Genomic DNA, 19925 nt, shown 5'->3' with positions numbered 1-19925 from the left:
ACAGCAGAATGGTCGAATTTTGCTGTCACGCTGTTGTGCCTCATCACCGTTCAGCGCCGTCAGGACAGGTTGCGCAGCGCGTCCTCGATGGCGCGGTGGAAGGTCGGGTACGCGTAGATCATGTGCCGCAGTTGACTCAACGGCACCGCCGCGTGCACCGCCACCACCAGCGCGGACAGCACCTCGCCACCGGCCGGGCCGACCGACGTCGCGCCGATCAGCACGCCCTGGTCGGCATCCGCGATGAGCTTGATGAAACCCTCGTCACCGACCTGGTGGATCCAGCCACGGGTCGAGCTGCCCAGCTTGGTGAACCCGACCTGCACGTTGATACCGCGCTCGCGGGCCTGCTGCTCGGTCAGCCCGACGGCCCCGACCTCGGGATCGGTGAAGGTCACCCGGGGCAGTGCGCGGTAGTCGGCGCGCGGCACGGTGCCGGCCGACCCGCTCGACCCGCTCGCGGCCAGCGAACTGGAGGCGCCCATCGCGCCGCCGACGACGCTGGCGGTTCCGCTGGCGTCGGCCCCCGCCTTCGCCTCCCGGGCGTGGGCCAGCAGATCGGCCACGACGATCCCCGCCTGGTACATGGCGATGTGGGTGAACGCCCCCTCGCCGGTCAGGTCGCCCACCGCCCAGATGCCGTCGGTGACGTGCAGGCGGTCGTCCACCGGCAGGTAGCGCTGGGTGGCGTCCACACCGACCGTGTCCAGCCCCAACTCCTCCAGGTGCGCCCGGCGGCCGGTCACCACGAGCAGCCGCTCGGCGGTGAACTCCGCCCCACCGCCGCCGCGCAGCGTGAAACTGTCACGGTCGTGCTCGACCCGTTCGGCCCGTACGCCGGTGTGGATCTCGACGCCGTCGGCGCGCAGCGCTGCGGCGGCCACCTCGGACGCCTCGGGCTCCTCGACGGCCAGCACCCGGTCCAGCGCCTCCACCACCGTGACGCGGACGCCGAAGCGCGCGAAGACCTGGGCCAGCTCCAGCCCGATCGCGCCCCCACCCAGCACCAGCAGCGACTCGGGCAGGTGCTCGACCTCGATCGCCTGGTGGTTGGTCCAGTACGGCGTGTCGGCCAGGCCGTCGATCGGCGGCACCGAGGGTCGGGTGCCGGTGCCCAGGACGACACCGTGCCGGGCCTGGAACACCTGGTCACCGACCCGGACCCGACCCGGGCCGTCGAGCCGGCCACTGCCCCGGACGAACCGGCCGCCCTTGCCGGTGAACCGCTCGACCGCGACCCTGTCGTCCCAGCTGTCGGTGGCCTCCTCGCGGATCCGCTTCGCCACCGGCGCCCAGTCCGGCCGGACCTGCGCCGTGCCCGCGAGCCCGTCGACACGACGCGCCTCGGCCAGCGCGTTCGCGGCCCGGATCATCATCTTGCTCGGGATGCAGCCCCAGTACGGACACTCGCCGCCGACGAGGTCCCGTTCGACGCCGACCACGCTGAGGCCGGCCTCGGCGAGCCGCCCGGCCACCTCCTCGCCGCCGACCCCGAGCCCCACCACGACCACATCCACCAGCTCCGGCTCCGCCATCGGAACAGCATCCCCCAGCCGCCCCACCCCGACCACCGGGGTCCGGGAAAGTCGGCACTCCCACCCCGTCCCACCGCCTACGGTGATCCGATGCCTGCACGCTTCGACCCCGTCCGGGACTGCTTCCACGACCTGCTCGCCTCCGGCCGGGAGTCCGGCGCCGGCCTGACCGTCTGGTACGACGGCCAGCCGGTGCTCGATCTGGTCGGCGGCTCCCGGACCGCCGACGGGCCGTCCGGCCGACCGTGGCGGCCGGACACGCTGGTCAACGTCTACTCGGTCAGCAAGCCGGTGGCCGCGCTGTGTCTGCTGCTGCTCGTCGACCGGGGGCGGGTCGACCTCGACTCGCCCGTCGAGAGGTACTGGCCGGAATTCCGCACCCCGGCCACCGTGCGGCAGGTGTTGTCACACACCGCCGGGCTGCCGGCCTTTCCGGTGCCCCGGCCGGCGGCCGCCATCACCGACTGGGCGCTGCTCGCGGGCGACCTGGCCGCCGCCGACCCCGAGTGGCCGCCCGGATCGCTGGCCGGAGAGCACGCCTGGACGTACGGCCACCTGGTGGGCGAGCTGGTCCGCCGGGTCGACGGCCGCGGCGTGGGCCGCTTCCTGGCCGACGAGATCGCCGGCCCGTGGCGGCTCGACCTCGGCTTCGGGCTGACCGCGACCGACCAGCGACGGTGCGCGGACCTGCGCTACGGCGACCCACAGTGGCCGAGCCGGAAGCTCGGCGAGCCCGGCTCACTGCGGGCCCGGGCGATGGGCAACCCGGCGGGCGGGCTGGACCTCGCCGTGCTGAACAGCCCCCTGTGGCGGGGCGCCGAGATGCCGGCGGTCAACCTGCACGCCTCCGCCGCCGGCCTGGGCCGGCTCTACGCCGGCCTGCTGGCCGGTGGCGTCCTGGACGGCGTACGGCTCTTCAGCCCCGGCCTCGTCGACGAGGCCACCCGGGTCCAGTACGACGGACCGGACCTGGTGTTGGACCGCCGGGTCCGGTGGACGCTGGGTATGCAGTGGGAGCCGGACGGCAGCTGGGGCATGGGTGGGCTCGGTGGCAGCAGCGCGTGGGCCGACCCGGAACGCGGCTACGCCCTCGCGTACGTCACGGCGCAGCTCGCGGAGCACGACCGGGTCGACGAGCTCGCCGAGGCCCTGCACTCGGTGCTCTGACGCACCGACGCCTCACCGCAACCAGACCGGATCGGTGCCGGGCACGGACAGCGGCGGCGGGTAGTCCACCGTGCGGCGGACGTCGTCGGGCAGCTTCCACGGCTGGTGGATGGCCTTGCCCGGCACCTGCGACAGCTCCGGCACCCAGCGGCGCACGTAGTCGCCGGCCGGGTCGTACCGCTCGGCCTGCCGGACCGGGTTGAACCCCCGGTACGGCTTGGTGTCGTTGCCGGTGCCGGCGACCCACTGCCAGTTGCCCGAGTTGTTGGCCACGTCCCCGTCGATCAGCCAGCGGAAGAAGACCTTCACGCCGGCCCGCCAGTCCTGCCCCAGGTGCTTGGTGAGGTAGCCGGCGGTGATCAGCCGCGCCCGGTTGTGCTGCCAACCCTGCGCCCGCATCTGCCGCATCCCGGCGTCCACGATCGGCATTCCGGTCCGCCCCTGCGCCCAGGCCGACAGGGCGTCGTCGTCGTAGCGCCACTCCTCCGTGGCGCCCCGCCGGTAGGCGGCCGTCGAGATCTCCGGGAACGCGGCGGTGACCTGGTAGTAGAAGTCGCGCCAGCAGACCTGCCGGACGAAGGGCCCGGACCGGTCGCCGGCACGGTTGGCCACCGACAGCGGGGACACGCAGCCGAAGCGCAGGTACGGGCTGAGTCGGGAGGTGTCGTCGCCGGCCATGTCGTCGTGCTGGTCGTCGTACCGGTCCAGCTCGGGCAGCCACTCGGTGAGCCGCTGTCGGGCCGGCCGCTCGCCGCCGACCGCCGCGTCCGGCGATTCCCCGGCCGGCGGTGCCGGCAACCGACCCACGCGCACCCCGTCGGGCAGCGCGATCCGGCGGGGTGCGGCCAACTCGTCGCGCCACCGCGCGGCCGACCACGCCCGGTGGTACGGGCTGAACACCCGGTAGTGGTCGCCGCCGCCGGGTCGCAACGCACCCGGTTCGACGACCGTCAGGCCCGGAAAGAGCCGCAGGCGCAAACGGTGCCGCTCACACTCGCCGCCCAGTCGCCGCTCCCGCCGACTGGCGTAGCGGCTGACGTCGGCGGAGAGCGCCACAGCTGTCGCGCCGACCTCGCCAGCCAACCGGATCGTCTCGGCCACCGGGTCACCGCGCCGCACCACCAGGTCGCCGCCGCGCTCACGCAGCGCGTCGCGCAGGTCGGCGAGCGCCTGGTGCAGGAACCGGGTGCGGTTGGCCGACAGCCCGGCCAGAGCCGGGTCGAGCACGTACAGCGGCACCACCCGGTCGAACGCCGCGCAGGTGGTGGCCAGCGCCGGGTGGTCGTGCACCCGCAGGTCGCGGGTGAAGAGCACGATCGCGGTGCCCGCCGTCACCGGGCCGCCGGCTGGACCGTCGGCCCGGGGATCGTGACCGGGGTACCCGTCGAGGTGAGCAGGGCGCGGGCGGCCACCGCCATCCGCCGCCGCTGTGGCACCAGGGCCCGGCGGGTGAAGACGTCGTAGTCCTGCGCGGCCACCTCGTCGAGGATGCCGCCGTAGAGCGCGTACGCGGTGCGCATGCACGCCTGCGACGCCGGCGCGAGCATGGTGATGCCGGGCGCGGCGGCGGCGTAGTGCGCCTGGGCCCGGGTCACCTCGTACTCGATCAGCTCGCGCGTCCGGGACGTTCCGCGCCCGCGGGCGCTGGCCTCGGCCAGGTCTTCGCGGGTGACGCCGAACTTCGCCAGATCCTCGTCGGGGAGGTAGGTGCGACCCCGGTCGAGGTCCTCGGCGACGTCGCGGATGAAGTTGGTGAGCTGGAAGGCGAAGCCGAGCTGGCGGGCCGGCTCGCGGGCGGCCGCCGGATCGGTGCTGCCCAGGATCGGCAGCATCATGGTGCCGATGACCGCCGCCGAGCCTTCCATGTAGTCGAGCAGGTGGTCGTACGTCGCGTACGACGTGACGGTCAGGTCCATCGCCATGCTCTTCAGAAACGACGCAAAGTCGTCCCGGTCGAGGTCGAAGATGGCGATCGTGTGCAGCACTGCCGGCAGCAGCGGGTCGTCGACCGGCGCACCGTGCAGACCCGCCACGAACCGGCTGGCCCAGTCGTCGAGCCGGGCGGCTCGCTCGGCCGGCGGCAGGTCCTCGGTGCGGTCGACGATCTCGTCGGCGTACCGCGTGAATCCGTAGAGGGCGTGTACATGTCGTCGTTTCCACGCGGGAAGCAACCGGGTGGCGAGATAGTAGGTACGCCCGTGACGTTTGTGCAGCTCACGGCAGCGCTCGTAGGCAGCGGTGAGATCCGTGTCCACCGGCCCTCCTCAATTATCGACGCACCAATCGACGCAACTCGTACCCTAGGGTACGCTCGCCCACATGGCCAACGACGCAGTAGCGGGCAACGCGACCCGTATGGCGCCGACCGGGCCGGGCGACAGGGACGATCCGGTCCGCGCCGTCCTGGCCGCGTACACCCAGGACCTGATCACGGCGGTCGACGAGACCCTCTCCACCTTCCTCACCGCCGAGGTCGACGCACTCACCGAGATCGACGCGGCCATGGGCGGCTTCGCGTCCGCCGCGCGCGAGGCCGTGCTGGTCGGCGGCAAGCGGATCCGGTCCACGTTCGCCTACTGGGGCTGGCGCGGGGCGGTCGGCGGCACCGAGCCCCTCCCACCGGTCCTGCCGGCGCTGGCCGCCCTCGAACTGCTGCACACGTTCGCGCTGGTGCACGACGACGTGATGGACGCCTCCACCACCCGCCGCGGCCGGCCCACCGCGCACGTCGCGCTCGCCGCGCAGCACGTCGCCGCCGGCCACCGGGGCGACCCGGGCCGGTTCGGCGAGGCGGCCGCCGTGCTCATCGGCGACCTCTGCATGGTCTGGGCCGACAAGCTGCTCGCCCGCGCCACCATCACCCCGGCCCGCCTCTTCGAGGTCCGCCGCTGCTACGACCAGATGCGCGTCGAAACCGTCGCCGGGCAGTACCTGGACGTGCTCGGCGAGAACGACCCGACCAGCTGGTCGGTCGACCGGGCGCTGCGCGTGGCCCGCTACAAGACCGCCAGCTACACGGTGCAGCGACCGCTGCTCTTCGGCGCCTTCCTGGCCGGGGTCACCACCGACACCGCGCTGGTCGCCGCGTACACCCGCTACGGCCTGGCGGTCGGCGAGGCCTTCCAGCTCCGCGACGACCTGCTCGGCGTCTACGGCGACCCAGCGGCTACCGGCAAGCCGGCCGGCGACGACCTGCGCACCGGCAAGCCGACCACGCTGCTCATGCTGGCGCGGCAACTGGCCACGCCCGGCCAGCTCCGGGCCCTGGAGCAGGCCGACGGGCAGCCGGTCGACCGGCTGGCCGACCTGGTCGCCGAGACCGGCGCGGTGGCCCGGGTGGAGCGGATGATCGCCGAGCGGGTCGGCGACGCCCTGGCCGCGCTCGACAGCGCACCCGTGGACCGGACGGCGCGTACCGCGCTGACCGGGTTGGCCACCGCCGCCACCAGCCGGCGGGCCTGATGAGCGATTCTGACGAGGAGGTGGTCACGTGCGGACGGTGACGGGACGGACGGACCGGGTGGTGGTCGTCGGCGCCGGGCTCGGTGGGCTGGCCTGCGCGCTGCACCTGGCCGGCAGCGGCCGACAGGTGACGGTGCTGGAGCGCGAGCCGGTCCCCGGCGGGCGCGCGGGCCGACTCTCCGTGGACGGGTACGAGTTCGACACCGGCCCGACCGTGCTCACCATGCCCGACCTCATCGCCGAGGCGCTCGGCGCGGTCGGCGAGGAGCTGCGCGACTGGCTGGACCTGACCCCGCTCGACCCGGCCTACCGGGCGTACTACCCGGACGGCTCGACCCTCGACGTGCTCACCGACACCACCCGGATGGCGGCCGAGATCTCCCGGGTCTGCGGGCCCCGGGAGGCCGACGGCTACCTGCGCTTCGTCGACTACGCCCGGGAGCTGTGGCGACTGGAGCGGGCCGACTTCATCGAGCGCAACCTGGACGCGCCCACCGACCTCATCACCGGCAACCTGCTCAAGCTGCTCACCGGCGGGGCCTTCCGCCGCCTCCAGACGAAGATCAACCAGTTCTTCCGGGACCCGCGTACCCAGCGGATCTTCTCCTTCCAGGCGATGTACGCCGGGCTCGCCCCGCACGACGCGCTGGCCATCTACGCGGTCATCGCGTACCTCGACTCGGTGGCCGGTGTCTACTTCCCCCGCGGGGGAATCCACGCGGTCTCCCGGGCGATGGCCGGCGCGGCCGAGAAGCACGGCGTGCAGATCCGGTACGACACGACGGTGACCCAGGTGCAGACCGCGAACGGGCGGGCCACCGGCGTGCTCACCGCCGACGGCGAGCTCGTGCCCGCGGACGTCGTGGTGCTCAACCCGGACCTGCCGGTCGCCTACCGGGACCTGCTCCCCGCCGCTCCCGCGCGACGCCTCACCTACTCACCCTCCTGCGTCGTCCTGCACGTCGGCTCACGACAGGGATATGCGAAGATCGCCCACCACAACATCCATTTCGGACGCGCGTGGAAGGGCACCTTCGATGAGGTCATCCGCAGGGGCGAGCTGATGACCGATCCGTCGCTGCTGGTGACCAACCCCAGCCGGACCGACCCGTCGGTGGCCCCACCGGACCGGCACACCTACTACGTGCTCGCGCCGGTGCCCAACCTCGACCGGGCGCCGTTCGAGTGGCGTGGCGACCTGACCAAGCGCTACGGCGACCAACTGATCGGCACCCTGGAGGAGCGCGGGTACGTCGGCTTCGGCGCCGGCGTCGAGGTGCTGCGGGCGATCACCCCCGCCGAGTGGGCAGAACAGGGGATGGCCGCCGGCACCCCGTTCGCCGCCGCGCACACCCTCTTCCAGACCGGGCCGTTCCGCCCGTCGAACCTGCACCGCGACCTGTCGAACGTGGTCTTCGTCGGCTCCGGCACCCAGCCCGGCGTGGGCGTACCGATGGTGCTGATCTCCGGCAAACTGGCCGCCGGCCGGATCACCGGAGAAGGCCGATGACGAGCCGCGAGGACCACCTCGTCGAGCTGGTCGACGACGCCGGGCAGGCCCGCGGGGACACCACGGTCGCCGCCGCCCACCAGCCACCGGGGCAGCTGCACCGGGCCTTCTCGGTGCTGCTGATCGACCCGGACGGCCAGGTGCTGCTGCAACGACGGGCCGCGGTCAAGACCCGCTTCCCGCTGCGCTGGGCCAACTCCTGCTGCGGGCATCCGCGACCCGGCGAATCGCTGACCGAGGCGGCCAACCGGCGGCTGAAGGAGGAGCTGGGCACCGGCCCGGTCGAGCTGACCGAGGTGGGCGTCTACGTCTACTACGCCGAGGACCCGACCTCCGGCCGCGTCGAGTTCGAGTACGACCACGTCCTGCGCGGCGAGTTCCTGCCCGCCGCCCCGCTGCGACCCGACCCGGACGAGGTGGCCGAGCTGCGCTGGGCCGACCCAGCCGCCCTGGAGGCCGAACTCGACCGCGACCCCCGGTCGTACGCACCCTGGCTGGGCGGGGTGGTGAACCGACTACTGCGCCCCTCGGGCACCCCGCCGACCTGGCCCGCCTCGAAACCATGCGGCGGTTGACCGCCGAGGGCGTGAGCCCTGCCGAGGCGGCCCGGTGGGCGCGGCAGGCACCGGACCGGACGCCCGCGGACACCGTCACCCGCAGCCGGATCCGCCCGCCCGGGCGCGACGGCGGGGGCGCCATCCCGGTGGGCCGCGCCGGCCCGGCCGCCCGGGGCCTGGCCCGCGCCGCCATGCGCCTGGACGCCGCGGCGATCAACGAGACCATCGCGCACACGATCGCCGCCAGCGGCGTCGTCGCCACCTGGGAGACCCTGCTGCGCCCCGTGCTCGCCGGCATCGGTGACCGGCACGCCGCCACCTCCGGCCTGATCGAGGTCGAACACCTGGTCTCCCGATGCGTGTCGGAGGCGTTCGCGGCAGCCAGCCAGGCCAACGCGCCCAGCGGCCCGGCCCGGATCCTGCTCTCCTGCGCCGACGAGGAGCAGCACACCCTCCCGCTGGAAGCGTTGGCCGCCGCGCTCGCCGAGGCCGGGGTGAGCTACCGGATGCTGGGCGCCCGCGTGCCGGTGGCCGCCCTCGTCGAGGCGGTCAACCGCACCGGCCCGGCCGCCGTGGTGCTCTGGTCACACACCCGGGCCACGGCCGACCCGGCCCAGCTCAGCGCGCTGCTGGCCGCGCCCCGCCGCCCGCTGCTGATCCTCGCCGCCGGCCCCGGCTGGCGGGCCGACACCCTGCCCGCCGGGGTGGTCCGGCCGGTCGACCTGGCCGAGGCGGTCTCGCTCGCGATGGCGGTCCGTGACTCCCTGGACCAGTCCCGGGAGGCGTGACCGGCCTGTCGGTCCCCCACCCGCTTCCACTACCGTCGGGACGTCCGCCTGCCCCGACCCCCGGGAGCGAACAGATGCAAGCCCGCGCCGCCCTGGCGTCCGTCCTCGCCGTGGTGCTGGCCTTGTCCGGTTGCGCTCAGCCAGACAGCACCATCCACGCCGCAGCCGGGTCGCCACCCGTCGAGTCGACCACCCCGACCGCGCCGACGACGCCCACACCGTCGCCGACCGCCACCCACACCAAGCCACCGAAGCCGCCCCTGCGACCGCTGCCGCCGAAGCTCCCAGCCGGGCTGCGGCGCACCACCGGCGTAAAGCCTGTGGCGTTGACCTTCGACGACGGGCCCAGCCCGGCCTGGACCCCGAAGGTGCTCGACCAACTGCGGTCGGCCCACGTGACGGCCACCTTCTGCGTCGTAGGCCTCGAAGCCCAGCGACACCCGGAACTGATCCGGCGGATCGTCCGTGAGGGGCATCAGCTCTGCAACCACAGTTGGCGGCACGACCTCGATCTCGCCCGCCGACCGGTGGCAGACATCAAGGCCGACCTGGTACGCACCAACAAGGCCATCCAGGCGGCGTCCCCCGGCACACCGGTGTCCTTCTACCGGCAACCCGGTGGCCGGTGGACACCTGAGGTTCTGGCCGTGGCGAAGGAACTCGGCATGCGCCCGCTGCACTGGGCCGTCGACCCGCAGGACTGGGACAAGCCGACCGCCGCCACGATCGCCAAGCGGGTCCACAACGCGGCACGCCCCGGATCCATCGTGCTGCTGCACGACGGGGGCGGAAACCGGGCCGCGACGCTCGCCGCCTGCCCGCACCTGATCGCCGACCTGAAGCACCGCTTCGGCATCGTCCGACTCCGCTAGATTGGCTCTGACCTGCGGTTATGCGGTGCACAGCGGCTCCACCGATACCGGTTTTGTCGACCAGCCCGGCATCACGTATGCTTTCCAAGCCTCCGGCGGGGCCGGATGGGAGCAAGTCCGCTTGAAGTTGCGAATGTGCAATGATGGCGGGGCCGCCCTCATCGTCTAGCGGCCCAGGACGCCGCCCTTTCAAGGCGGTAGCACGGGTTCGAATCCCGTTGGGGGCACGACCGGCGCAAGCCGGAGCAACACAAGCTAGGTCCTGTGGAGCAGTTGGAGTGCTCGCCGCCCTGTCAAGGCGGAGGTCGCGGGTTCAAGTCCCGTCAGGACCGCAGCGCTGACGCCGCGCCTCGCGCGGCGTTCTGCGTATCGGAGCAGGTGACCCTGCCAGCGGTTCATCCGGTTGGCGGGTAGCATGAGCCGAGCAACGCGGCCAGGTAGCTCAGTTGGTACGAGCGTCCGACTGAAAATCGGAAGGTCGGCGGTTCGACCCCGCCCCTGGCCACATAGCCTTTCGCCGGGCTACAGGAGCGCCGACCAGCGGAGACGCGGTCGGCGTTCTGCTTTCCCGCCGCATCCTGGCCCCGCGATCGTCCCCGCCTGGCCCGCGATCGTCCCGCCTGGCTCCGCGATCGGCTTGCCTGGCCCGCGATCGGCTTGCCTGGCCCCTTGATCGCCCGGCCTGGCCGTTGATCGACTCGCTTTCGCCGAAGTTGGGGTATCGCGGCCACCGGGATACCCCGATATCTCCGAACCCGAGTCGATCAAGCGCGTCGGCCGCACCGAGACGATGATCACTGGTCGTGGCGGCCCTGTTGGCGGTGCTGGGCCATTCCGCTCTGGATCGCCTCCCACACGCTGCGCCCGGCCTGCCGCAAGGTCTCTCCCGCCTGCTCGGCGAGTTGCGCCGCACTCTGAGCTGCGGCATGCGCCCCACTCGAAACACCACCGCCACCCTGCTGGTCACCGCTGGCCTGCCCGCCGCGATCCTGGCCACCACCACCGCCCTGGCCGCCTCGGCCTCCACCGCCCTGGCCGCCCTGGCCTCCGCCGCCCTGGCCGCCACCGCCCTGGCCGCCACCGCCCTGGCCGCCACCGCCCTGGCCGCTACCGCCCTGGCCGCTACCGCCCTGGCCGCTACCGCCCTGGCCGCCTTGGCCTCCACCGCCTTGGCCATCCGCACCCCGGCCACCGCCACCGTTGCCGCCCTCGACCTGATCGGCTCCGCCTTGCCTACGGCCCTGATCACCGCCGCCACCTTGGCCACCACCGGCCTGACCGCCGCTACCCTGGCCACCGGCACCCTGTCCGCCAGCGGCCTGCCCGGCGGGCTTGCCACCACCACTGCCCTGACCGCCCTGATTTCCGCCGCCGGACGCCCGGAACTCTCCAGAACCGGCGGTCGGCGAGCCACCCGGCTGATCGGCGGGCTTTCCGGGAGGCGAAGCAGCCGGAGCGGGTCGGTCTCCTCCCGGACCACCCCCCGGTTGCTGCCGGTCCTGACCCTCGGGCGGCTGCTGCCCCGTGGACCCCTGCCCCGCTGAGGTGGGGTGCGCCTGCGCGGAGGCCCGATCCACCGGCCACCGGCCCTCCAACCGAGACTCCGGCGGCTGACCTTCCGCCCGGTGCGACTCCGGCTGTTGACCTTCCGATGGGCGAGACTCCGCCGGCCGAGACTCCATCGGCCGGGACTCCGCCGGCCGGGACTCCGTGGGCCGGGACTCTGTTGGGCGCGGCTCGGCCGGGCGGGCGGGTCGTGCTCGCGTCTGGTCACCCAACTCGCCTGCCGCACCCGCCTGGCGGGCCAGCTCGTCGCGTACGCCGGAGTGCTGTGCCAGGGCGGTGACCTCGGCGGCGCCGGCGGCCAACTGCTGGGTGCTGCGGTTGACGTCGTCGAGCGCGCCGCTGCCCGCCCGGGCCAGGGATTCGATGACCTGCGGGTTGTTGTCGATCGTGTCGAGTGCCCGGCCCAGGAGTGTCACCAGCTGCTCCAGCCGTACCCGGAGCTGCGCCTCCGCGTGCACCCCGTCGATGTCCAGCTCGACGCCCTGCAGGTGGACCCGTACGCCGGCGTCGAGCTGGAGCAGGTTGGCCAGCCGGGCGCGCAGCGAGATGTCGGCGTCCAGCCCGTCGACGACCAGTCGGATCGAGTCGACCGACACCTTCGGGATGTCGAGCAGGACGTCCGGGTCGCCGGCGTTGACGTCCCGGTCCGGATTCCGCTGCTGCGCGTTCTCGCTCATACTCTCCCGCCCCCGTACGCCGACCCGGTCGTCCGGGCCGTTCGGCGCGGTTACCCGCTTTCCGGCGGGGCATCCCGTCCGTGACGGCTCGGCAACCCACTGTCTGGAACCGGGCACCTCGCGAAGCTGCACACCGAGGCATCAGCCGGTATGGTCCGGGCCTATGGGACAGGGGATGGCTGATCCGGCCGACATCCGGCAGGACCTGGAGCGGTTCTCCTTACGGTGCAGCCTCCTCGTCCCGGGTTCCGCCGAGCGGGCGTTCGCGGTCTTCACGGATGAGCTGACTGACTGGTGGGTCACCGAGTACACGTGGTCCGGTCCGGAGGCCCTCGCCGAGCTGGGCATGGAGCCACGGGCCGGCGGGATGCTCTACGAGATCGGCCCGTACGGCTTCCGCGCCGACTGGGGACGGGTGCTCACGTGGGACCCGCCCCGGCGGCTGGTCTTCGCCTGGCAGCTCGGCCCGGACCGGGTGCCGGTGCCGGACCCGGCGAAGGCGAGCGAGGTCGAGGTGCTGTTCCTTCCCGACGGGCCCGAACGGACGCGGGTCGAGCTGGAGCACCGGCACTTCGATCGGCACGGTGAGGCGGCCGAGGGGTACCGCAAGGCGTTGACTGCGGGCTGGCACGAGTTGCTCACCCGCTATCTCGCCACCGTGTCACGCGGGCAAGACACCGCCTGAGCGGTCGCGCGGCCACACAACCGCCTGAGCGGTCACGCGGCCCACAACCGCCTGAGCAGTCGCGCGGCCACCACAACCGCCTGAGCGGTCAGCGGTCGAGTTGTCGACCGGCCCGGCTGCCGTCCAGGTCCCGACCGCCCAGGTGTGCGCGGTTTCCGGCCTCCGCCCCGGAGCCGAAGCCCGTGCCGCCGAGCCGGCGTGCCGGTGCGGTCCGCAGTCGCGGGTACTCCTCGGTGAGCCGTCGCTGCACCCGGTCGGAGCGGTCGGCCAGCACCAGCGCCACCGACGGGCCGCCCGACTCGCCGGCCGCCGCCGACTCGGCCGCCCAGAGCCGGCCGCCGATCACTTCCGCGAAGCCGGCGAGCCAGGACCGTCGGAAGGCGGCCGGATGGTCGTCCGCGGGCACCGCGGTGGCGGCCAGGCCGTGTGCGGCCTGCACGAGCAGTGAGGTGAAGAGCAGGTCCACCCGTTCCAGGTCGCTGGCGAAGCCGAACAGGTGCACCGCGAACCCGTTGCCCTGCCGGCGACGGACGCAGCGGCAGCGCAGTGGCTCCGCGACCGCGGCGAGCAGGCCCACCTTGTCCCGGGCGTACGGGGCGACGATGTCGAGCACCCGGTCGCCGACCGGGTCGGTGGTCGGGTCCCGGACGGCGAGCAACGCCCTGTCGACGCCGTAGCGGGCGATCAACTCGGTCGCCTTGGCGGTGAAGGCCGCCGACTCGGCGGGTGTGCAGGCCGGGTCCTCGGCCTGGGCGAGCAGCTTGCGCACCTTGCTGAGCATGGCCTCGGACATGCACCCAGAGCTATCACACACGGCGGACGATCTGGGACCACGGTCGCATTGATCGATCAGTATCATCGTCACGATCAGCTCGACCGTCCTATACGGACGGTCATCCACCTGTTTCCGGAGGCACGCATGTCATCCCCGACCGCCCGCCTGCTCGCCGTCGCCACGGCCGCCGCCCTGCTCGCTACCGGCGCATCCGCTCAGGCCGCCGCACCGACCGCCCAGAGCGCCGACTCCACCGACTTCACCTCGGGGCCGAACCTCTTCGCTCCGCTCGCCACGTGTTACGGCGGGGCGGTCCGCTCCTTCTTCCAGACCGGCGGCTACGGCGGCCAGGCCGGCCCGTACCGCACCACAACCCGGTGCCGCGACATCAACGTACGCAACGCCAGCCCGTACGGCACCGACGCCTGCGTGATCTTCATCGACAAGACCGGCAACTGCAACTACTGGACCTACCTGCCGGCCAACTCCGGCTGGGTCACCGTGGCGACAAACGTCCGGGACGGCGTCAACTTCCGGGTCCGCTTCGAGAACGTCCGCTACGAGTACGAGCCGCTCGTCGCGTACCACGCCTTCTGAGCGACCCGTGCGGGCGCGGCACCCGACGGGGGCCGCGCCCCGCAGAGCGCGGTCAGCCGGCGCGGCTGCGCAGGGTGGCGATCGTCGAGCCGGCGAGCGTGAGCAGGCAGTCGGAGAGCAGCCCGTCGGCCGCGGCCGCACCAAACAGCGCCTCCCCGGTCGGCACGTCCTGGTTGGCGTACGCGCTCACGAAGCGTGCCACCCAGCGGGTGTCGTAGTCCGCCTGCTCGATGCCCGGGAAGTCCAGCGCGCATCCGGTGCTCGGCGCGGCGTCACCGACCATCGTCGCCGCCAGGCACCAGGCGACCCCGTACGCGCCGGGCAAGCCGGCCCGGTCGACGACCGCGTCGAACGCACCTGTCACCGCTTCCCCATCGCCGGCCAGCGCCGAGCGGAGCACGGCGGTCGCGTCGTCGAACGTCTGCTGTGGTAGGTCCGTCACCCAGCGCACAGTAGGACGGAGGGTCAAGGCCCAGCATTTCCGTCACTCTGCGTGTTCAACGCGAGCGACCTGCGCATTTCGCCACCTCCACGGTCCCGCCGCCGGCGTGGGCACGCTAATGTGCGCAGCGGACCTTCGCCGGAGGAAGGACGACCATGCTCGTATCACGCCGCTCGCGGGTAGCCACACTGGCCGCCTGCGCGACGATCCTGCTCGCCACAAGCGCTTGCGGGGATGACAAGGCCGAGGAGGGAAGCGCCCAACAGGTGCGCCTCTACGGCACGGACGGCAACATGCTCAACTCCTACCCAGCGGAGTTGAAGGAACGCGCCGCTCTGGTCGATGGGATGAAGGGGACGACGCCGCTCACCCCACTGCCCGACGACTTCAAGAGCCGGCTACGGTCCGTCGATCCGGCTCTGACGGACTACCTCTACGCCGCCGAGACGTACGACGCGGTGGTGATCGGTGTGCTCGCCGCCCAACTGGCCGGCAGCACCGACCCGGCCGCCATCGCCAAGCAGATCGTCGGCGTCACCAACAACGGTCAGCGGTGCGAGACCCCTGCCGCCTGCCTGACGTTGGCCCGGGCCGGGCAGGACATCGAGTACCGCAGCGTCTCGCTGACCCGCGCCGGTTTCACCGACAAGGGTGAGCCGGCCACCGCGAGCTACGCCACGCTGACCTTCGACGGCCAGCAGATCAACGACGGTAAGACCGAGTTCGTCGGCGCGGGCGCCGAGTCCGCGGCGAGCACCAAGACGCCGCCGAAGGCGAAGAAGGCCCGACCCGGTGACGCCGACGCCCAGCAGCCGCTGATCGTGGGCGGCCTGCTGCCGAAGACCGGTGACCTGGCGATCGCCTACCCGCCGATGGCGGCCGGCGCGGCGCTGGCGATCCGGGAGGTCAACGCCGCGGGCGGCGCCCTGGGCAAGCCGGTGACGTGGAAGGACGGCGACGACGGCACCAGCACGACGGTGGCCAAGGCGACCGTCGCCAAGCATGTGGCGGACGGGGTCAGCATCATCATCGGCGCCGGCGGCTCGGGAATCTCCCGGGAGGTGCTGCCGGACGTGGTCAAGGCCGGCAAGATCCTCTTTTCGCCGTCGAACACCGACGCCAGCCTGACCGACGTCGAGGACAAGGGCCTCTACTTCCGGACCGCCCCGCCGGACAGCCTGCAGGGTCGGGCGCTTGCCGACGTGATCCTCCGCGACGGGTCGCAGAAGATCGTCATCGTCGCCCGTAAGGACTCCTACGGTGAGGGCCTCCAGGCCACCGTCCGTGAGGAGCTGGAGAAGGCCGGCATCGCCGGCGACCGACTCAAGCTGCTCACGTACGACCCGCCGGCCGACGCCTCGGCGGCGCCGGTGGACTTCACCGGCGGCGCGAAGGAGATCAAGGAATTCGGCGCGGACGCCGTTCTCATCATCGGTTTCGGTGAGTCGGCCCAGGTGATCCGGGCCCTCGCCGACACCGGGGTGCAGATCCGGCACTGAGCACCACCGCGGACCGCGACGGCCGCACCGGCTTCCGAGCCGGTGCGGCCGTCCTGCGTTCGTGTCTCAGCGGGCTCGGCGGCGCTCCAGGAACTCGGTCATGCGGCGGTGCTTCTCCTCGTCCTCGAAGAGCACCGCCTGGCTGACCAGGTCGAGCTGCGGATGTGCGGCGGCGGGCGCGTCCACCGCCAGTTTGGTGAGCCGCAACGCCAGCGGGGAGCCCTGCGCCATCTCGTCCAGCAGCCCGTGTGCCACCGTCAGCAGCTCGCCGGGCTCGTCCACCACCCGGTTCACCAGACCGATGCGCAGCGCCTCGGCGGCGTCCACCCGCCGGCCCGTGAACAGCAGCTCCTTGGCCCGGCCCTCGCCGATGAGGGCGGGCAGCCGGTGGGTCGCGCCGGCGCCGGCCAGAATGCCCAACCGCACCTCCGGCTGGCCGAAGACCGCCCGGGCCGTGCACACCCGCAGATCGCAGGCGTACGCCAGCTCCGCGCCACCGCCCAACGCCGGCCCGTCGACGGCGGCCACGCTCGGCATCGGCAGCGCCCTGATCCGGGCGAAGGCCGCCGAGTTGATCGCGGCCAGCGCGTCCGTACGGCCCCGTTCGCGGAGCTGACCGATATCGGCGCCACCGGCGAAGATGCCCTCCGCGCCCCCGGTCAACAGCAGCAGTCGGGGGTGCGCCTCCAGCTCGGCGCAGACCTGGTGCAGCTCGGCGATCAGGTCGGCGTCGATGGCGTTGCGCTTCTCCGGCCGGGCCAGCGTCACCACGAGCCGATCCGGCAGCTCCTCGATCCGCAGACCGCTCACCGCTTCACACCGCCGTCCCACGTGTAGAAGCCCTGCCCGGACTTCTTGCCCAGCCGGCCGGCGGCCACCATCTCCTCGAGCAACGGCGGCGGCGCGAAGCGGTCCCCGTACGCGGCCTGGAGGGTGCGGGCGATGTCCAGTCGCACGTCCAGGCCGACCAGGTCGGTGAGTTCCAGCGGCCCGATCGGGTGCCGGTAGCCCAGCACCATCGCCTTGTCGATGTCGGCCGGGCTGGCCACCTGATCGGCGACCATCCGGATCGCCTCCAGCCCGAGGGTGACCCCGAGCCGGGAGGTGGCGAAGCCGGGCAGGTCGCGTACGACGACGGGGTCCTTGCCGAGCCGGCCGGCGAGCGCGACGGCCGCCGCGGTGGTCTCCTCGGCGGTCGCCGGCCCGACCACGATCTCCAGCAGCGCCATCGCCCACACCGGGTTGAAGAAGTGCAGGCCGAGAAAGCGCTCGGGCGCGTCCAGGCCAGCGGCCAACTCGCCGATGGAGATGCTCGACGTGTTGCTGGCGAGCAGGGCCGGGCTCAGCGCGGCGGCGTCCCGCAGCACCGTCCGCTTGAGGTCGAGCCGCTCCGGCACCGCCTCGACGAGCACCGCCGGAGCGGCGGCGACCTCGGCGAGGCTCGGACGCAGCGTCACCTTCTCCCGGTTCGCGGCGGCCTCGTCGGCGGTCAGCTTGCCGCGCTGCACCGCCCGCTCCCACAGGTCGGCGAGCCGGGTCAGGGCTGTCGCGCCCCGGGCCTGGTCCACCTCGACCAGCTCGACGGCGTGCCCGGCGCCGGCCGCCACGTACGCGATGCCGAGCCCCATCGTGCCCGCACCGACGACCACGAAACGATCGTTCATCACGCCTCCCTGTCCGTCCCGGTGGCGCGCGGGGTCCCCGCCACGCCAGCTCGGGTCCTCGGCCCGCTCCGCTCGCTCATGGTGCGACCCTAGACAGCACGACGACCGCGTCCATGCGTGGGGGAGCGCGCGATCGGGTACGTACGGCCCGTCAACCCAGAGGGAAGGACCGCATCGAGATGAGCCAGGCACCGGAGAGCGTCACCACCGGGGAGAGCACCGACTCCGAGACCGTGGAGACCCGGGGCGACGAGCGGGTCGACCTGCTGCGCGCCGACACCAACAACGACGGCAAGACCGACGTGTGGGTGGTGGACACCGACGGCGACGGCAAGGCCGACCTGTTCCAGTTCGACACCGACGGTGACGGCAAGGTGGACATCACCATGGTCGACATCGACGAGGACGGCACCCCCGACGAGGTGGTCGACGGCGATGGCGGCCTCCCGCCCGAGAACCTGCCCCCGACCGTCCAGGTCTGATCCGCGCGAAGGGCTCCTCGTCGACGAGGGGCCCTTCGCCGGTCAGCCGGCGAGGCGCAGGGTGGCCAGGTAGTAGGGGGCGTCGCGCTCGTCCACATCGGTCAGCCGCCAGTCGCTGCCGTGCACCAGCTCGGCGAACTCGTCGGGCGAGCAGACCAGATAGTCGAACCACTCGGTGCCCAGCTCCCGGTAGCGCAGCCGCAGGCGCAGCTGGCCACCGAGCCGGCCCCGGCGGCGGTTGCGCTCGTGATAGCCGGTGTGCAGCGGGTCGCGGGTGCCGTACGGGTTGGTGCCGTGCGCGATGATCTGCGCTCCCGGTCGGGCCAGCGCGGCGAGCGCGGCCAGGAACCTTGGCGCCCGTTCCCGCCCCTCGAACAGCCCGAGGTTGTTGCCGAGCAGCAGGAACGTGTCGTACCGCTGGCCGTCGGCAACGTGTGTGTCCACCGTGCCGTGCACCAGCCGCCGTACGCCGCGACGCCCGCTCACCGCGAGCGCGCCCGCCGACGTGTCCAGCCCGGTGACCGGTACGCCGCGCTCCTGGAGCAGCAGCGCGATCCGACCGGCGCCGGTGCCGACGTCCAGCGTCTCGCCCCGGGCCCGGTCGACGGCCCGGTGGTCGTACGGCTGCCAGTCCGCTGGCCCGTCGAGGTAGTGCGCGGCCGGAGCCCCGTTGATCAGACCGTCGTCCCGTTCGATGATCTCGATGACCGGCCGGGGCAGCCGCCCGCCGACCATGGGCCGGGGCCCGACCCCGGTTGCCACGGCGAGCGCGTCCCGCAGCAGTTCGCCGACCACGTCACCGATTAGAGGCTCCCCCGTCACGACGTTCACGCTATCTGGCCACTCAGTGGCCCGCAGCGGCCGTATCCTGGGCGGCGTGACCACGCTGGACCGGCTGTCGGCCGAGAAGTACCTCCTGCTCACGACCTTCCGCAAGGACGGTCGGGCGGTGCCGACCCCGGTCTGGGCGGTCCGCGACGGGGACGCGTTGGCCGTCTGGACCCGGGCCGACTCGGGGAAGGTGAAGCGGATCCGCCACAACGGCGAGGTGACAGTGGCCCCGTGCGACGTCCGGGGCCGGCCGCACGGGGCGGAGGTGCCTGCCCACGCAACCCTCTACGGTGGCCGCGACACGGGCCGGGTCCGCGACCTGCTCAAGCACAAGTACCGCCTGATCGGCCGCCTCAGCCTGCTCGGCAGCCGGCTGCGCCGCGGCGAGGGCGGCACCGTCGGCATCCGGGTCACGCTTACCGAGGGGCAACGCTGAGGCGGCACGACAAAGGGCGGTGGATCGAGATCCACCGCCCTTTGTCGTAAAAACTCGTGCCGGCTCAGTCGCCCTGCCGCTGCTGCGGGATCTGACCCTGCAGCAACGCCCTGACCTCCGACTCGCGGTATCGACGGTGGCCACCCAGGGTGCGGATGGCACTGAGCTTGCCCGCCTTCGCCCACCGGGTCACCGTCTTCGGGTCGACACGGAACATCGACGCCACCTCGGCCGGTGTGAGTAGCGGCTCTGGTTCGTGCGTTCGCGATGCCATCGGTCACTCCTCCACATGTATAGACATCGGCCGGGGTCCCGCCGGCCGACGCGTCTCCCATGGTCCGGCTAGTCCCCGATGTCCGACATGGGCCGAACGGATGAAG

21 protein-coding genes, 3 tRNA genes and 1 pseudogene are annotated in these 19925 nt (G+C 72.7%); 16 read left to right on the top strand and 9 right to left on the bottom strand.

What is annotated here, in order from left to right; genetic code table 11:
* Window positions 1–59 precede the first annotated feature (59 nt).
* The gene (locus tag B0E54_RS10625; protein ID WP_234583188.1) at window positions 60–1535 is read right to left on the bottom strand and encodes an NAD(P)/FAD-dependent oxidoreductase; all 1476 of its coding nucleotides are present in this window, start codon (window positions 1533–1535) and stop codon (window positions 60–62) included.
* A gap of 90 nt (window positions 1536–1625) precedes the next feature.
* On the opposite strand from B0E54_RS10625, the gene B0E54_RS10620 reads away from it, so the two are divergent.
* Window positions 1626–2702 carry a serine hydrolase gene (locus B0E54_RS10620; RefSeq protein ID WP_234583187.1) on the top strand — a complete coding sequence of 359 codons (1077 nt, stop codon included), beginning with the start codon at window positions 1626–1628 and terminating at the stop codon, window positions 2700–2702.
* Window positions 2703–2714: 12 nt separating this feature from the next.
* Here the strand turns inward: B0E54_RS10620 and B0E54_RS10615 are convergent, their stop codons facing one another.
* Entirely contained in the window at window positions 2715–4037 is a 1323-nt protein-coding gene (locus B0E54_RS10615; protein ID WP_234583186.1) for a deoxyribodipyrimidine photo-lyase, read from the bottom strand.
* Entirely contained in the window at window positions 4034–4957 is a 924-nt protein-coding gene (locus B0E54_RS10610) for a phytoene/squalene synthase family protein (protein ID WP_234583185.1), read from the bottom strand. Before B0E54_RS10610 ends, B0E54_RS10615 begins: the two co-directional genes overlap by 4 nt.
* Before the next feature lie 64 nt (window positions 4958–5021).
* On the opposite strand from B0E54_RS10610, the gene B0E54_RS10605 reads away from it, so the two are divergent.
* The 11 genes and pseudogenes from B0E54_RS10605 (at window position 5022) to B0E54_RS10555 (ending at window position 12819) form a co-directional block, all read left to right on the top strand.
* The gene (locus B0E54_RS10605) at window positions 5022–6164 is read left to right on the top strand and encodes a polyprenyl synthetase family protein (protein WP_234583184.1); all 1143 of its coding nucleotides are present in this window, start codon (window positions 5022–5024) and stop codon (window positions 6162–6164) included.
* A 28-nt stretch (window positions 6165–6192) separates the two neighbouring features.
* The gene (crtI, locus tag B0E54_RS10600; protein WP_234583183.1) at window positions 6193–7674 is read left to right on the top strand and encodes a phytoene desaturase family protein; all 1482 of its coding nucleotides are present in this window, start codon (window positions 6193–6195) and stop codon (window positions 7672–7674) included.
* Window positions 7671–8249: an isopentenyl-diphosphate Delta-isomerase gene (gene idi, locus B0E54_RS10595; RefSeq protein ID WP_234583182.1), complete on the top strand. Its 579-nt coding sequence runs from the start codon at window positions 7671–7673 to the stop codon at window positions 8247–8249. Before crtI ends, idi begins: the two co-directional genes overlap by 4 nt.
* Window positions 8210–9019, top strand: a pseudogene (locus tag B0E54_RS10590) (B12-binding domain-containing protein); the annotation flags it as partial. The gene idi and the pseudogene B0E54_RS10590, both read left to right, overlap by 40 nt.
* A 74-nt stretch (window positions 9020–9093) precedes the next feature.
* Window positions 9094–9891, top strand: coding sequence for a polysaccharide deacetylase family protein (locus tag B0E54_RS10585; RefSeq protein WP_234583181.1), 798 nt, complete (start codon window positions 9094–9096; stop codon window positions 9889–9891).
* A gap of 154 nt (window positions 9892–10045) precedes the next feature.
* Window positions 10046–10118: transfer RNA gene (locus B0E54_RS10580), tRNA-Glu, on the top strand.
* Window positions 10119–10149: 31 nt separating this feature from the next.
* A tRNA-Asp gene (locus B0E54_RS10575) sits at window positions 10150–10223 on the top strand.
* Window positions 10224–10322: 99 nt separating this feature from the next.
* Window positions 10323–10396, top strand: a tRNA-Phe gene (locus tag B0E54_RS10570).
* 421 nt (window positions 10397–10817) lie between these two features.
* Window positions 10818–11435, top strand: coding sequence for a hypothetical protein (locus B0E54_RS10565; RefSeq protein WP_234583212.1), 618 nt, complete (start codon window positions 10818–10820; stop codon window positions 11433–11435).
* A 282-nt stretch (window positions 11436–11717) separates the two neighbouring features.
* A complete protein-coding gene (locus tag B0E54_RS10560) occupies window positions 11718–12218 on the top strand; it encodes a hypothetical protein (protein WP_234583180.1) in 501 nt (166 codons plus the stop codon).
* Between the two features lie 79 nt (window positions 12219–12297).
* On the top strand, window positions 12298–12819 hold the full coding sequence (locus B0E54_RS10555; protein WP_234583179.1) for an SRPBCC family protein: 522 nt from the start codon (window positions 12298–12300) through the stop codon (window positions 12817–12819).
* 88 nt (window positions 12820–12907) lie between these two features.
* Here the strand turns inward: B0E54_RS10555 and B0E54_RS10550 are convergent, their stop codons facing one another.
* Window positions 12908–13612 (bottom strand): DUF2786 domain-containing protein, encoded by a 705-nt coding sequence (locus tag B0E54_RS10550; RefSeq protein WP_234583178.1) that lies wholly within the window; start codon window positions 13610–13612, stop codon window positions 12908–12910.
* Between the two features lie 126 nt (window positions 13613–13738).
* Here B0E54_RS10550 and B0E54_RS10545 point away from each other — a divergent pair, with 126 nt between their 5' ends.
* A complete protein-coding gene (locus B0E54_RS10545) occupies window positions 13739–14191 on the top strand; it encodes a hypothetical protein (protein WP_234583177.1) in 453 nt (150 codons plus the stop codon).
* A 52-nt stretch (window positions 14192–14243) separates the two neighbouring features.
* On the opposite strand, the gene B0E54_RS10540 is transcribed toward B0E54_RS10545, so the two are convergent.
* Complete coding sequence (locus B0E54_RS10540; RefSeq protein WP_234583176.1) at window positions 14244–14633, bottom strand: hypothetical protein; 390 nt, start codon at window positions 14631–14633, stop codon at window positions 14244–14246.
* Between the two features lie 155 nt (window positions 14634–14788).
* Between B0E54_RS10540 and B0E54_RS10535 the strand changes: the two genes are divergently transcribed.
* Window positions 14789–16132: an ABC transporter substrate-binding protein gene (locus B0E54_RS10535; RefSeq protein WP_234583175.1), complete on the top strand. Its 1344-nt coding sequence runs from the start codon at window positions 14789–14791 to the stop codon at window positions 16130–16132.
* A gap of 66 nt (window positions 16133–16198) precedes the next feature.
* Here the strand turns inward: B0E54_RS10535 and B0E54_RS10530 are convergent, their stop codons facing one another.
* Together B0E54_RS10530 and B0E54_RS10525 are read right to left on the bottom strand one after the other, a co-directional pair.
* Complete coding sequence (locus B0E54_RS10530) at window positions 16199–16942, bottom strand: enoyl-CoA hydratase/isomerase family protein (RefSeq protein WP_234583174.1); 744 nt, start codon at window positions 16940–16942, stop codon at window positions 16199–16201.
* The gene (locus B0E54_RS10525; protein WP_234583173.1) at window positions 16939–17796 is read right to left on the bottom strand and encodes a 3-hydroxyacyl-CoA dehydrogenase family protein; all 858 of its coding nucleotides are present in this window, start codon (window positions 17794–17796) and stop codon (window positions 16939–16941) included. The genes B0E54_RS10530 and B0E54_RS10525 overlap by 4 nt, the downstream gene beginning before the upstream one ends.
* Window positions 17797–17975: 179 nt before the next feature.
* Between B0E54_RS10525 and B0E54_RS10520 the strand changes: the two genes are divergently transcribed.
* Entirely contained in the window at window positions 17976–18278 is a 303-nt protein-coding gene (locus B0E54_RS10520; RefSeq protein WP_234583172.1) for a hypothetical protein, read from the top strand.
* 42 nt (window positions 18279–18320) lie between these two features.
* Here B0E54_RS10520 and B0E54_RS10515 read toward each other — a convergent pair whose 3' ends face one another.
* On the bottom strand, window positions 18321–19100 hold the full coding sequence (locus B0E54_RS10515; protein WP_234583171.1) for a bifunctional 2-polyprenyl-6-hydroxyphenol methylase/3-demethylubiquinol 3-O-methyltransferase UbiG: 780 nt from the start codon (window positions 19098–19100) through the stop codon (window positions 18321–18323).
* Window positions 19101–19155: 55 nt separating this feature from the next.
* Here B0E54_RS10515 and B0E54_RS10510 point away from each other — a divergent pair, with 55 nt between their 5' ends.
* Complete coding sequence (locus B0E54_RS10510; RefSeq protein ID WP_234583170.1) at window positions 19156–19545, top strand: PPOX class F420-dependent oxidoreductase; 390 nt, start codon at window positions 19156–19158, stop codon at window positions 19543–19545.
* A 64-nt stretch (window positions 19546–19609) separates the two neighbouring features.
* On the opposite strand, the gene B0E54_RS10505 is transcribed toward B0E54_RS10510, so the two are convergent.
* Window positions 19610–19819: a BldC family transcriptional regulator gene (locus B0E54_RS10505; protein WP_007073996.1), complete on the bottom strand. Its 210-nt coding sequence runs from the start codon at window positions 19817–19819 to the stop codon at window positions 19610–19612.
* Window positions 19820–19925 lie beyond the last annotated feature (106 nt).

This window comes from Micromonospora sp. MH99 (genome assembly GCF_021442385.1).
GTDB lineage: Bacteria > Actinomycetota > Actinomycetes > Mycobacteriales > Micromonosporaceae > Micromonospora.
This window is presented reverse-complemented; position numbering and strand designations above follow the sequence as displayed.